We start from the raw sequence: 12322 nt of genomic DNA on the forward strand, positions 1-12322 counted from the left end.
GTGGGAGAAATGTCAGACGGCGGGCGGCCGCGCGGTGGATTCGCGCTCGACGAGCCGCACGTTGAGCACGGTCGTGACCGAGTCGGACTCGGGGCGCTCGATGCGCTCGCCGAGCCTGCGTACGGCGGTCGCGCCCAGGTTGAAGGTGTCCTGCGAGACCGCGCTGACCGTGGGCGAGACCATGCTCATCCAGGGCGCGTCGTCGAAGGCGACGAGGCTGATGTCGCCGGGCACGCGCAGGCCCAGCTCGCCGATCGCCCGCCAGACGCCTTCGGCGAGCACGTTGTTGGCGGCGAACACGGCTGTGGGACGGTCGGGGCCGCGCAGCATGTCGAGCGCCCGGCGGCGCGAGTCGGCCACGTCCCAGCCCGAGGAGACGACCAGGCCGGGATCGACCTTGATGTCACCGGCGTTCAGCGCCTCCAGGTAGCCCTGGTAGCGCTCGTACCCGGTGGTCCAGTCGGTCTCGTCGATGAACAGCGCGATCCTGCGGTGGCCGAGCCCGACGAGGTGGGCGGTGGCGGTGCGGGCGCCGACGCGGTTGCCGACCACGACGCCGTCGGTCGAGCCGGCCGCGAACTGCCGGTCGACCTCGACCACCGGGATGCCGTGGGAGGCGAGGTAGGTGGACACGGCGGAGGAGTTGGGCGTCACGACCACCCCGGCCACCCGGAGCGCGACCAGCGCCTCCGCGGCCTCGGCCTCGGCCTGCGCCGACAGGCTCGTGTCGGCCAGCACCATGGTGTAGCCGCGCTCGCGGGCCTCCCTGCTGGCGCCGGCGGCCAGCTCGGCGTAGAACGGGTTGCGCAGGTCGCTCACCAGGACCCCGACCGACCGGCTGACCTGCTGCTTGAGCGTGCGTGCCATGACGTCGGGCACGTAACCCAGCTCGGCCGCGGCCCGCAGCACCCGCTCGCGCACGTCGCTGGCGGCGTAGCCGCGCCCGGTCAGCGCCCTGGAGACGGTGGAGCGGGAGACGCCGGCGGCCTCCGCCACGTCCTTGATCGTGGGGCGGCGGGAACGGCCGAGGGGGGCGCTGCGCCGTTCTACGGTCATCGAATCCCTTCCGCGACCACGTCGACCAGCGCCTCGGCGTGCTGCCCGAGACGCAGATCGCCGATGGTCAGATCGACTGCGAGACGAACGCGGCGCCGCGGCACGACGTCGGCGCCGAGACGGAGATGCACCTGCTCCATACCCCCTCCGGGCAACCTAAGCGTCAGGGATCCCTGCTCGCGCCGCCACCCGGGCGGCACCACCGGCTCGACGGTGGCCACGACCTTGTCCGGCCACGGGTTGCGCACGGTGGCCGTCAGCACGACCTCGCCGCCCGCGGGGACGCTCGTATAGTACGGCGTCAGGCGGCACAGCACGCCGTCAGCCCCGAGGTCGAGCCGGTCGAGCGGGAGCAGGTCGTGGTGCAGCGCGACCAGCTCCTCGCCTCGTTCGGTCATCATGTGCAGGTAGTCGTCGTCCACCCAGCGGGGCCGCCAGTGGCCGCTGACCATGAGATCGGGGCGCAGGCGCCGGTAGAGCGCGGCGCTCTTGCGGTAGTCCTCGATCTGGAACCTATTCTTGTACTGAAAATTCAGGATCTCCTGGCGTTCGTCCGGGATGCCCATCCCGTCCTGCTGGTCGCCGGTCACCAGCACCCGGTGCCCGTCCACCTCGAACTCGTAGGCCGCCGCGAACAGCGTGTGCCCCGGCAGGTCGTGCACCGTGATGTCGTACTCCCGCCAGCGCACCGTCTCCCCCAGCCCGAGCACCCGGTCGGCGGGGATCGGGTCGAACCACTGGCACGGCAGGTCGTGGTGGAGCGGCGCGGCCAGGATGGGGGCGATGTGGGAAGGTGCCCAGATCGCGGTGCCCTCGACGTCACGCAGCAGCGGCATGCCGGCCACGTGGTCGTCGTGGTAGTGGGTGGGCAGGGCGACCTCGACATCGGTGACGCCGTAGTGCTCGCGCAGCGCGGGCAGGGAGGCCAGCCAGGGGCGGCGCGCCTCGCGGGCGGTGCTCTTCACCAGACCCGTGGACATGTCGTAGCCGAAGTCGAACACCATGGCCGCGCCCGACTCCGACAGCAGCACGTAGCTGTAGGACTGGCTGCTCCTGTTCATCAGCAGGTGCGGCGTGACCTGCACGAACGGGTTGTTCAGCAGGCCGCGCACGTCCCAGGGGTGCGGGCGGCGGAAGTCCACGTAACGCTGCATGGCGGCCGACAGGCGGGCCAGGGCGTCCTTCGGGTCGGTCATCGGCTCGCCGTGCGAGGGCAGCAGCACGTCGAGCTCCTCCCGCTGGAGCAGCTCAGAGCTGAGCACGACCATGGCGGGGCCCTCGTTCTCGGTGTACGACCACTGGGTGGCGGCCAGCGACCACACCTTGCCGGGGGCGTAGATCAGGTCGCCGGTGAAGGCGACGCCGCCCCGGACGTAGGTGACGGAGCCGGGGGTGTGCCCCGGGGTGGGCAGGACGCGCACGTCCACCCCGCCGTATCGGGCCGTCCGATACTCCGGCACCACGCCCGTCACCGCGACCGGCTCCAGCAGCGAGAAGCGGTCGTCGCGCAGGTCGTAGTCGTTGAGCAGCTGCCGTCCCTCCCACATCTCGCCGACCTTCTCGAACAGGTCGCGCTCGACGGGCGGCACGTGGACGGCCACACCCGCCTCGACCGCCCGGTGCAGCCCCTGCACCTGGTCCCGGTGGTGGTGGGTGACCAGCACGTCGGTGATGCGGTCGAGGCCGAGCTCGTCGAGCAGGTCGAGCACCCGCCCGGAACCGAAGTCGACGGCGATCCCGGTGCGCTGCCCGCCCTGGAGGGCGGGAGCCTTGATGACGTAGACGTGGCAGGTGTCCTCGACGCGGAGCACCCCGGGCACGACTTCGGTAACTTCCTTGGCCACGAGGCCAGATCCTATCCGGTATCGTTCCCACAATGGATGTCCTGGAGTGGATTGTTCCCTGTCCGAAAAAGGCTACTTTCGGTGTTTCGCACGTGGAGCTCCGTGACGCTGGAGTCCAGGGCGACGCGGCTGCCGGAAGTGCCGTCGGCGAGCTGCGCCGGGCACTCCCGTCCACTCCGGACGCCCCGGCGGTGATCGAGGTGCGGGTCGACGCCGGCGCCGGGCTGCCGCCGGAGGGGTACACGCTGACGGCCGGCGACGGCCGGGTGACGATCGTGGGAGCCGACCCCGCCGGGGCGTTCTACGGGGCGCAGACCCTCGTCGCGCTGGCCGCGGCACCGTGCTCCGAGCACGCGGCGTGCGTGCCGGAGTCGGACGTCCGCGACTGGCCCGACCTGCCGCTCCGGGGCACGATCGAGGGCTTCTACGGCACCCCGTGGACCCACGCCGACCGCCTGGACCACCTGCGCTTCTCCGCCAGGCACAAGCTCAACGCCTACGTGTACGCCCCCAAGGACGACCCGTTCCACCGGGAGCGGTGGCGGGAGCCGTACCCGGAGGAGGAGCTGGCGCGGCTGGCCGAGCTGGTGGCGGAGGCGGCGGCGCGGCACGTGCGGTTCGTGTTCGCGCTCAGCCCCGGCCTGTCGATGGTCTACAGCGACCCGGCCGAGCGGGCGGCGCTGCGCGCCAAGGCCGAGCAGGTGTGGCAGGCGGGCGTCAGGGAGTACGCGCTGCTCTTCGACGACATCCCGCCCGAGCTGAGCCACCTGCCCGACCGGGAGGCGTACGGCACGGCGGAGGGGGCGAGCGCGAGCGCCCACGCGGCGGTCTGCCGCGACTTCGCCGAGCACTTCCTCGCGCCCCACGGCGCGGACCGGCCGCTGACCATGGTGCCCACCGACTACGCGGGCACCGCCCGCACGGCCTACCGCGACCGGCTGGCGGCCGAGCTGCCCGCCGACGTGCTGGTCTGGTGGACCGGTTCCGACGTGGTGGTGGGCGCGATCTCGGCCTACGACATGACGGCCGCGGCGGCCTCCTACGGCCACCGGGTGGCGCTGTGGGACAACTTCCCGGTCAACGACTTCGACTTCTCCAGGGTCTTCCTGGGGCCGCTGGTCGGGCGGGCCACGGACCTGGACGAGGTGCCGCTGGAGGGCATCACCGCCAACCCGATGGTGGAGGCGGCGGCCTCGCGGATCGCGCTGACGACGGTGGCCGACTACGCCTGGCACCTGGCGGCCTACGACCCGGCGCGCTCGCACCGGCGCGCGATCCGGCTGCTGCCGGGGGCCGCGGAGCTGCTGCCGCTGGTGGAGGCGTGCTCGGCGTGGCCGCCCGGCGACGACCAGAGCCCGGCGCTGACCGCCCTGTGCGCGGCCGCGCTGGAGGGCGGGCCCTACGAGCTGCTGCGAACCGAGCTGGCCCGGCTGGCGGAGCTGCCGACCGGCGTGCCGGGGCCGATCGCCAGGGAGTTGGCCCGGTGGGTGTCGGCGGCCAGGGACATGGGCACGGCCGGGCTGGCCGCGCTCGACCTGCTGACGGGTGCGGGCACGCTGGCGGCGGCCGAGGAGGCGCTGGCCCGCGCCGAGACGCACGAGGCGAACGTGCTGCGCAAGGTCATCCCGCCGTTCGCCCGCCAGGTGCTCGAACGCGTCACCGCCTGAGAACCCCGAGCGCGGGCGCCGGTCAGAGCGACAGCACCTGACCGGCCGCCCGCAGCTCCTCCTGCAGCGCCGTCACGTCCACGTCCTGCACCGCCTTCCCGCTCCCCGCGGCCTGGGCGGCGGCCAGCCCGGCGGCGTGCCCGAGCATCTGGTACTGCACCTCCATCCGGATGGAGGAGAACGCCACGTGCGAGGCCGACACGCACACCGGCACGACCAGGTTCGCGCACTCCTCCCGCCGCGGCACGATCGCCCCGTACGGGATCTGGTACGGCGCCACCCCCACCGACAGGTACCCCTCGGTCACCACCATGGGCACCGGGTCGGGATGCTCGTACACCTCCCGCCAGGTCCGCTGCACCTCACGGATGTCCAGGTGGTAGGACCCCATCGCGATCACGTCCGGCTGCGGCCGTCCCTGGAGGAGGTCGTGCTCGGTCAGGTGCGTCTCCCCCAGCATCCGCCGCGCCTCGCGCACGTAGAGCTGGTGCGGCAGGTGCCCGGTGTCGGCGAACTCGTCGGCCGGCAGTCCCCACCGCGACAGCTCGGCCCGCACGGCGGCGGGCACCTCGGGGTCGTGGGAGAGGAAGTACAGCAGGTCCTGGGCGTGGTGGAGGTGGTGCAGGCGGATGCGCTCGCGCCCGGCGGCGTCCGCGTCGGGGTAGGCCCAGGCCGAGCGGTCGAGCACGCTGAGCGAGAACGGCCCGAGCGAGTTGCCGTCGCACTTGCGCCGGGGCAGGTTCGGCTCCAGGCCGACCAGGCGTCCCGCGCGGGGCTCGACGCCCTGCTCGCGCCAGTGGCGGAAGAGCCGCCGCCCCAGCTCCCAGTGCTCCTCGTCGTAGCCGGGCCGCCGCTCGAACGGGATCCGGCCGGGCGCGGTGGTCATGCAGACGCGGTAGCCGTACGACATGACGCCGCCGTCGCCCGCGCCCACCTCGGCCATCGGCCCGTCGGCGACCTGCGGCAGCAGCGTGCCGTCGGCGCGGAACGGCGAGATCCAGGGCGGGAAGTTGTGCATGCCGGGCACCACCTCGCGCCGCCCGGCGAAGGTCTCACCGTGCAGCGAGCGGTCCTCGCGTCCGACGCGGTACGACACCCCCGCGGCGGCCAGCAGGTCGCCCTCGTAGCTGGCGTCCACGAACACCCCGGCCGCGTGATCCGCCACCGAGACGATCCGCTCCCCGGAGGTGACCACCGCGCGCAGCGGCGCGTCGAACACCACCTCCACGCCGGCCCGCTCCAGCCAGGACAGGAAGATCTCCTCGGCGACGTGCGGCTCGGGCCCGGCGTAGTGCCCGGGCGCGACCCCGTAGGCGCTTGCGACCGCCTGGCGGAACTCGGCGGCCATGCCGCCGAGCACGCGGGCGTCGCCGACGTCGGTGTAACCGAGCCCGCCCGAGGTCATGCCGCCGACGTGCCGGCCGGGTTCGAGCAGCACGGTGTCCAGGCCGCGCCGGGCGGCGGCCACGGCGGCGCACACGCCTGCCGAGGTCGCGCCGTACACGACCACCTCGGCCTGCCTCATCGCAGCCCCCACCACGCCGCCACCTGGTCGAGGTCCGCGCCGGTGATCGGCTCGCGGGTGTTGTCGATGGACTCGACGTAGTACAGGGCGGGCACGCCGAGCTCGGGCTGGGCCCGCGCGTAGGCGAGCCAGTCGGCCCGGCTCGGCATCGGCCACTGGTCGGTGTCGATCAGGTGGTGCGGCATGGCGTGCGTGGCCACCGCGTGCCGGTAGCGGAGCTGGTCCACGGCGGGCACGAGGTCGCCGCGGGCGTCGTACTCGAGCACGTCGTTGAGCCTGATCATGTCGGTGACGTCGGCGAAGGCCGGGTGCGGGGTGTGGGTGATCATGAGGGCGTCGGGTCTGACCTGCTTGGCGGCGTCGTACATGGTGGCGAGCAGCTCGTGCAGGAGGGCGATCCCCCAGGTGGAGCCGTACGCCTTCAGGTGCGAGCCGCTGGGGAACCACTGCGTGAAGTCGATCTTGAAGCCGTCGGCGCCGAGGTCGCCGAGGAGCCGCTCCATGATGGCCCGGATCCGCAGCCGGTAGGCGGGGTTCGACGGGTCGGCGGCCACGGGACGGCCGCCCGCGTCCGTCACGCACTCCTCCGTCGGCAGCCCGTCGGCCGACCAGGCGCGCCACCACAGCAGCACGCGCTGGCCGCGGGCGTGCCGGTCGGCGATCCACTCGCGCAGCGCCGGCCACTTGGCCTCGTCGGGCTCGCAGTCGCCGTACGTGAGCTGCCACCGGTCGTCGATGACGACGGTGCCGGGCACGATGCCGTGCTCCTCCAGCCTGGCCAGCCACTCGTCGTACAGGTCACGCCGCGACAGCTCCACCGGGGAGACGCCGTCGGCCCTGGCGCACTGCGCGCCCCAGCCGCAGAAGATCGGCCGGCTCCACCAGCCGGCCCGCTCGGGCACGCCCGACGGGGCCAGGCCGTGCCCGACGAGGTCGGCGCGGTGCTGGGTGATCGCCTCCCAGGGCGAGGACGCGGCGCGGAACACCACGGCGGGCGAGGTCCACGAGCCGCGCACCTCGGTGTGGCACTCGTAGTCGAAGCGCAGCAGCGCGCCGCCGTCCAGCGGCTCGTACGTCAGCTCGGTGAAGGTCAGATCGGCGATCCCGGCGCGGACCGACGCGCCCAGCCAGTCGCCGGCCGGTACGGCGGTGGCGCCGTCCGGCTCGTCCTTGCAGAAGGCCAGCACCAGGGGCGGCGGGGAGAAGACGGCGTGCAGCCGGCCGGGTGAGGCGTCGCCGACGACGGTCAGCGCGACCGGCGCGGACACCGGCCGCACCGCGCCCACGGGGTGCGCGGGTGTGGGGCTGAAGACGCCGCGCGCGTGGATGCCCGACCGGAACGTGCCGGCGGCGCGGGTGTTGAGCACGGCCCTGCCGCCCATCAGCGTCACGTCGCCGAGCACGCCGTCACCCTCGACCCGCACCTCCAGCTCGATCGTCTCGGGGGTGCAGGTCAGCCGGACGGTCTTGGCGTCCCACTCGGTGGTGCGCTGGGGAAAGTCGAAGATGGCCACGCCCTCGCGCTCGACGAGCACGGGGGGCAGCGTCTCGTACGTCTCGTCGCGCCCGCCCCTGGTGTTCACCGAGGCCAGCAGGTTGAGCGTCATCCAGCCCACCAGCTCGGCGCTGGGGTCGGTCCGCGAGACGGTCAGATGGTAGTGACCGCTGTCCAGGTGGTAGGCCGTGTCAGTGGTGGTGATCCGCATGGGTTAGCCGAAAGCCTCGATCCTGGGCAGGGCGGGGGCCGTGCCGCCCCCGGCGATGAGCCGGGCGTAGTAGCGCCCGGAGTCCTTGACGGTGCGGGCGCCGGTGGCGTAGTCGACGTGGACGAGCCCGAACCTGGGCCGGTAGCCCAGCGCCCACTCGAAGTTGTCCATGAGCGACCAGTGCAGGTAGCCGCGCACGTCGGCGCCCGCGTCGAGAGCGGCCTCGACGGCCGCCACGTGGTCGCGCAGGTAGGCGATCCTGCGGTTGTCGTGCACCCGGCCGTCGTGGGTGGGCGCGTCGCCGAAGACGCCGCCGTTCTCGGTGATCATCAGCGGCGTGCCGGGGAAGCGCCGGCTCAGCCCGACGAGCAGGTCGCGCAGCGCGCCCGGGTTGATCTCCCAGCCCTCGTCGGTCCTGGCCACGTCGCCGCTGGGCCCGACCACCCTCCAGGGGAACGGGTCCGGCGGCGCGGCGGCCATGACGCGCCGCGTGTAGTAGTTGATGCCGAGGAAGTCGCTGCGCCCGCCGATCGCGGCCTCGTCGCCGTCCTCGATGAAGTCCAGGCCGTGGCCGAGCGCCCGTTCCCAGTGCTCGCGCATGTCGGCGGGGTAGCCGTCGCCCAGCAGCGGGTCGAGGTACCAGCGGTTGACGTAGCCGTCGGAGCCCCGGGCCGCCGCCCGGTCGGCCTCGCTGTCGGTGGCGGGGTCGCAGGGGAACAGGCTCAGCGCGCAACCGGCCCTGGTCCCGGCGTGCGCGTGCAGCACGTCGGCCGCCGCGCCGTGGCCGAGCAGCACGTGGTGGCCCGCCTTGACGGCCGTGCCCAGGTCGGCGACGCCGGGGGCGTGCAGGCCGAGCTGGTAGCCGAGCAGGGCGATGATCCACGGCTCGTTCTGGGTGATCCACCAGGTCACGCGGTCGGCCAGCCGGTCGGCGACGGCCTGCGCGTAGCGGGTGAAAGCGTTTACGGACGAGCGCTCGGCCCACGTCAGGCTCGCCGGCATGTCCCAGTGGTTGAGCGTGAGCACCGGCTCGACGCCCGCCTCCAGCAGCGCGTCGGTGAAGCGCTCGTAGTGGTCGAGCGCCTTGGGGTCGGCGTGCGCGCCGTCCGGCATCACCCGGGACCAGCCGGTCGAGAAGCGGTAGGCACGCAGCCTCAGCTCCTTGATCAGCTCGATGTCCTCGCGCCAGCGCAGGAACGAGTCACAGGCCCGCGAGCCGTCGCCGCCGCCCTCGACCGCGCCGGGGCGGCGGCAGAACACCTCCCACACCGACTCCCCCCGGCCGTGGTGTCCCTCGATCTGGTACGCGGAGGTGCCGGCGCCCCACAGGAACCCGTCGGGGAAGCTCATCCCTTGCTCCCGGTCGTGGCGATGCCCTTGACGAAGTGCTTCTGGCCGAGGAAGAACAGGATGATCATCGGGATCGTGGTGATCACGCTGGCCGTCATGACGATCTCCCAGTGCCACTCGCCGCCGAACCCGAACTGGTCGAGCAGCGCCTTCAGCCCGCGCGGCACGGTGAACGTGCTGGAGTCACGCAGGTAGATGAGCGGCCGCATGAGGTCGGTCCACGCCGCCTGGAACTCGAACAGCAGCGTCACCACGACCGCCGGCCTGCACAGCGGCAGGGCCATCCTGGTGAAGATCTTCCAGTTGTTCGCCCCGTCGATCTTCGCCGCCTCGAACGGCTCGCGCGGCAGGCCCATGAAGAACTGCCGCAGCAGGAAGATGTAGAAGGCGCTGCCGAACAGGTTCTGCGCCCACAGCGGGGTCAGGGTGCCGACCATGCCGAGGGAGTTCCAGATGAGGAACACCGGGACCATGGTGACCGCGCCCGGCAGCATCATGGTGGCCAGCAGCAGGCCGAACAGCGCGTTCCTGCCGGGGAAGCGGAAGTAGGCGAAGCCCCACGCCACCATCGCGCTGGTGATCGTCACGGCCACCGCGGCCAGCACCGTCACCAGCAGCGTGTTGAACATCCACAGCGCCAGCGGCGCCTCCTGCCACACCTTGATGTAGTTGTCGAAGGTGAACGTCTCGGGCAGGATCCGGTGGTCGAACACCTCGCTGCGCGGCTTGAACGAGGCGCTGAGCAGCCAGATGAACGGGTAGATGAACGCGAGGGCGAACGCGCTCAGCGCGACCCACGTCAGGATCTTCGGCAGCCGCCTCACGGGTTCCCCCCTTCGTAGTGCACGAACCGCCTGGTCACGACGAACTGCACGCCGGTGATCGCCATGATCACGATGAACAGCAGCCAGGCCAGCGCGGAGGCGTAACCCATGTGCAGGAACTCGAAGGCCTGCTGGAACAGGTAGATCGCGTAGAACAGGGCGGCGTCGTTGCTGTAGGTCGTGTTGCCCGAGCCGAAGAAGGCGGTGTACGCCTCGGTGAACGACTGCAGGGCGTTGATGCTGTCCACGATGAACAGGAAGAACAGCGTGGGGCTGATCATCGGCACGGTGATCCGCAGCGTGCGCTTCCACCATCCGGCCCCGTCCACGAGGGCGGAGTCGTACAGCTCCTGGGGCACGCCGCGCAGCGCGGCCAGGATGATGACCACCGACGACCCGACGGTCCACAGGCTCATCAGCACCAGGCCCGGCTTGACCCAGGCGGGGTCGGTGGTCCAGGCGGGGCCGTCGATGCCGAAGACGCCGAGGAAGGCGTTGATCACGCCGTCCTGGCCGTTGAACAGCATCAGCAGCAGGATGCCGACCGCGACCGGCGGCGTCATCTTGGGCAGGAAGAAGGCCGTGCGGAAGAAGCCGGTGGCCTTGGTGGCGCTGTTGAGCAGCAGCGCCAGCCCGAGGGAGACGACGAGCTGCGTCGGCACGGACATCACGGTGAACAGGAACGTGTTGCGCAGCGCCAGCCCGACCTTCGGGTCCTCGAAGAGGGTCACGTAGTTGTCGAAGCCGATGAACGACGGGTCGTTGATGACGTCGTAGTCGGTCAGCGACAGGTAGGCGCTGTTGATCACGGGCCAGGCGGTGAAGATCAGGAAGCCGATGATCCAGGGGCTGATGAACAGCAGCGCCGCGCGGGTCTCGATGAACCGCATGGACCGCCAGCGCGGCGCCTTGGTGTGCGAGAGGGACATTGCCTTAGTTCGTTCGCTTCGTCCAGTCGGCCCATGCCTTGTCCAGGGCCGCCTGGGCGTCCTTCTGCGCCTTGTCGAGGGCGGCCTGCGGCTCGTCCTGGCCGTTGAGCACCCGGTTCACCGCACCCTGCCAGGCGTCCTTGAACTCCTTGTCGGCGGGGTTGGCCGGCAGGCTGAAGGTGTTCTGGTTGGCCTCGTAGACGGCCTTGACGCCGGAGTCCCAGGGCTCGCCGCCCGAGGTGACCATCTTCTGGATCTCCTCGTCGGCCTTGACGTTGCCGGTGAGGACGCCGGTGAACGGCTTGCCCTCGGCCTTGCGCTTGTCCACGCGAGCCTGGGCCGCGGCCTTCCACGACTCCACCAGCGTCATCGTCTTGGCGAAGCGGCAGGCGGCGCCGGGGTTCTTGGAGCCCTTCGGGATGGCCCACGACGAGCCGGAGGAGTAGGCCAGCGGCTTGCCCTCGGGGGTGCGGAAGGTGTCGAAGGCCATGGGCGCCTTGGGCGAGACGTCGTTGAGCACGTTGACGTACCACTGCTCCATCGGCATCGCGCCCAGCGCGTTCTCGGCGTACTGGTTGCCCTTGCCGAAGAAGTCGGCCGAGTCGCGCACGGCCTTGACCTTGGCGAAGCCGCCCTGCGCGTCGTAGATGGCGACCGCGAACTGCAGCGCCTTGACCACCTCGGGGGTGTTGAGCTGGGCGGTCCTGCCGTCGGCGGACAGCAGGTCGGCGCCGAGGGACTTGGCCCACAGCGGCAGGAACTCCGGCAGCTTGCTGTCGAAGCCGATCACCTGGAGCTTGCCGCCGGGCGCCTTGACCAGCTTCTTGGTCGCCGCGGTGACCTTGTCCCAGTTGGAGCCGTTGACGTCGGCGATCGTCAGGCCGGCCTTGCCGAGCAGGTCGGCGTTGGCCATGGTGATCTGGACCTGGTTGAACTCGGGGATCGCGTAGACCTCGCCGCCGAACGTCACCTGGCTGAGCGCGTTCTTGTTGTACATCGAGGTGTCGATCTGCTCCCCCTGGACGCACTGCGTGAGAGGGATGATCGCGCCGCGCGAGGCAAAGGTGCCGATCTGGTCGCGGTTGGCGTAGATGATGTCCGGCGGGTCGCCGGCCGCCACCGCCGACAGGAACTGCTGGATGTCGAGGTCGCCCTCGATCAGCTTCACGTCCGCGCCCTTGAGCGACTTCTTGGCCAGCTCGACGCGGGTCTCACCGATCTCGTCGGTCGCGCCGAAGCCCATGACCGAGATGGTGCCCTGGTAGGAGGCGCCGGGGTTGAACTGGCCTGCCGACGGAGCGGGCGCCGCGGCGCCACCGGTGCCCTTGGCACACGAGGTGAGCGCCAGCGCGAGCGACACCGAAAGGACGGACCAGCGGACGAGCGGGGATCTCATAGGGGTTTCGCCTCCACACTGAACA

General features: G+C 71.5%; 9 protein-coding genes. 1 reads left to right on the forward strand and 8 read right to left on the reverse strand.

Annotation, left to right across the window (positions count from 1 at the left end; translation table 11 throughout):
- Positions 1–12 precede the first annotated feature (12 nt).
- Entirely contained in the window at positions 13–1056 is a 1044-nt protein-coding gene (locus ACBJ32_RS13840) for a LacI family DNA-binding transcriptional regulator (RefSeq protein WP_375127042.1), read from the reverse strand.
- The gene (locus ACBJ32_RS13845; RefSeq protein WP_375127043.1) at positions 1053–2900 is read right to left on the reverse strand and encodes an MBL fold metallo-hydrolase; all 1848 of its coding nucleotides are present in this window, start codon (positions 2898–2900) and stop codon (positions 1053–1055) included. Before ACBJ32_RS13845 ends, ACBJ32_RS13840 begins: the two co-directional genes overlap by 4 nt.
- Positions 2901–2992: 92 nt before the next feature.
- On the opposite strand from ACBJ32_RS13845, the gene ACBJ32_RS13850 reads away from it, so the two are divergent.
- Positions 2993–4567 carry a beta-N-acetylglucosaminidase domain-containing protein gene (locus ACBJ32_RS13850; protein WP_375127044.1) on the forward strand — a complete coding sequence of 525 codons (1575 nt, stop codon included), beginning with the start codon at positions 2993–2995 and terminating at the stop codon, positions 4565–4567.
- A 22-nt stretch (positions 4568–4589) separates the two neighbouring features.
- On the opposite strand, the gene ACBJ32_RS13855 is transcribed toward ACBJ32_RS13850, so the two are convergent.
- The 6 genes from ACBJ32_RS13855 to ACBJ32_RS13880 are packed head-to-tail and all read right to left on the reverse strand — an operon-like array spanning position 4590 to position 12297.
- Positions 4590–6092, reverse strand: a complete 1503-nt coding sequence (locus tag ACBJ32_RS13855; RefSeq protein WP_375127045.1) for an FAD-dependent oxidoreductase — start codon at positions 6090–6092, stop codon at positions 4590–4592.
- Positions 6089–7798 (reverse strand): hypothetical protein, encoded by a 1710-nt coding sequence (locus tag ACBJ32_RS13860; RefSeq protein ID WP_375127046.1) that lies wholly within the window; start codon positions 7796–7798, stop codon positions 6089–6091. Before ACBJ32_RS13860 ends, ACBJ32_RS13855 begins: the two co-directional genes overlap by 4 nt.
- A gap of 3 nt (positions 7799–7801) precedes the next feature.
- Positions 7802–9148, reverse strand: a complete 1347-nt coding sequence (locus ACBJ32_RS13865; protein ID WP_375127047.1) for a GH1 family beta-glucosidase — start codon at positions 9146–9148, stop codon at positions 7802–7804.
- Positions 9145–9972 (reverse strand): carbohydrate ABC transporter permease, encoded by an 828-nt coding sequence (locus tag ACBJ32_RS13870; RefSeq protein ID WP_375127048.1) that lies wholly within the window; start codon positions 9970–9972, stop codon positions 9145–9147. The genes ACBJ32_RS13865 and ACBJ32_RS13870 overlap by 4 nt, the downstream gene beginning before the upstream one ends.
- Positions 9969–10901 carry a carbohydrate ABC transporter permease gene (locus tag ACBJ32_RS13875; RefSeq protein WP_375127049.1) on the reverse strand — a complete coding sequence of 311 codons (933 nt, stop codon included), beginning with the start codon at positions 10899–10901 and terminating at the stop codon, positions 9969–9971. Before ACBJ32_RS13875 ends, ACBJ32_RS13870 begins: the two co-directional genes overlap by 4 nt.
- A 4-nt stretch (positions 10902–10905) precedes the next feature.
- A complete protein-coding gene (locus ACBJ32_RS13880; RefSeq protein WP_375127050.1) occupies positions 10906–12297 on the reverse strand; it encodes an ABC transporter substrate-binding protein in 1392 nt (463 codons plus the stop codon).
- Positions 12298–12322: the final 25 nt, after the last annotated feature.

The organism is Nonomuraea sp. GTA35, from assembly GCF_041950525.1.
Classification (GTDB): Bacteria; Actinomycetota; Actinomycetes; order Streptosporangiales; family Streptosporangiaceae; genus Nonomuraea.

Bases quoted from the DNA above. Each gene is read 5' to 3' on its own strand.
- ACBJ32_RS13865 (WP_375127047.1), bottom strand. From the start codon at position 9,148: ATGAGCTTCCCCGACGGGTTCCTGTGGGGCGCCGGCACCTCCGCGTAC.
- ACBJ32_RS13880 (WP_375127050.1), bottom strand. From the start codon at position 12,297: ATGAGATCCCCGCTCGTCCGCTGGTCCGTCCTTTCGGTGTCGCTCGCG.
- ACBJ32_RS13875 (WP_375127049.1), bottom strand. From the start codon at position 10,901: ATGTCCCTCTCGCACACCAAGGCGCCGCGCTGGCGGTCCATGCGGTTC.
- ACBJ32_RS13855 (WP_375127045.1), bottom strand. From the start codon at position 6,092: ATGAGGCAGGCCGAGGTGGTCGTGTACGGCGCGACCTCGGCAGGCGTG.
- ACBJ32_RS13840 (WP_375127042.1), bottom strand. From the start codon at position 1,056: ATGACCGTAGAACGGCGCAGCGCCCCCCTCGGCCGTTCCCGCCGCCCC.
- ACBJ32_RS13860 (WP_375127046.1), bottom strand. From the start codon at position 7,798: ATGCGGATCACCACCACTGACACGGCCTACCACCTGGACAGCGGTCAC.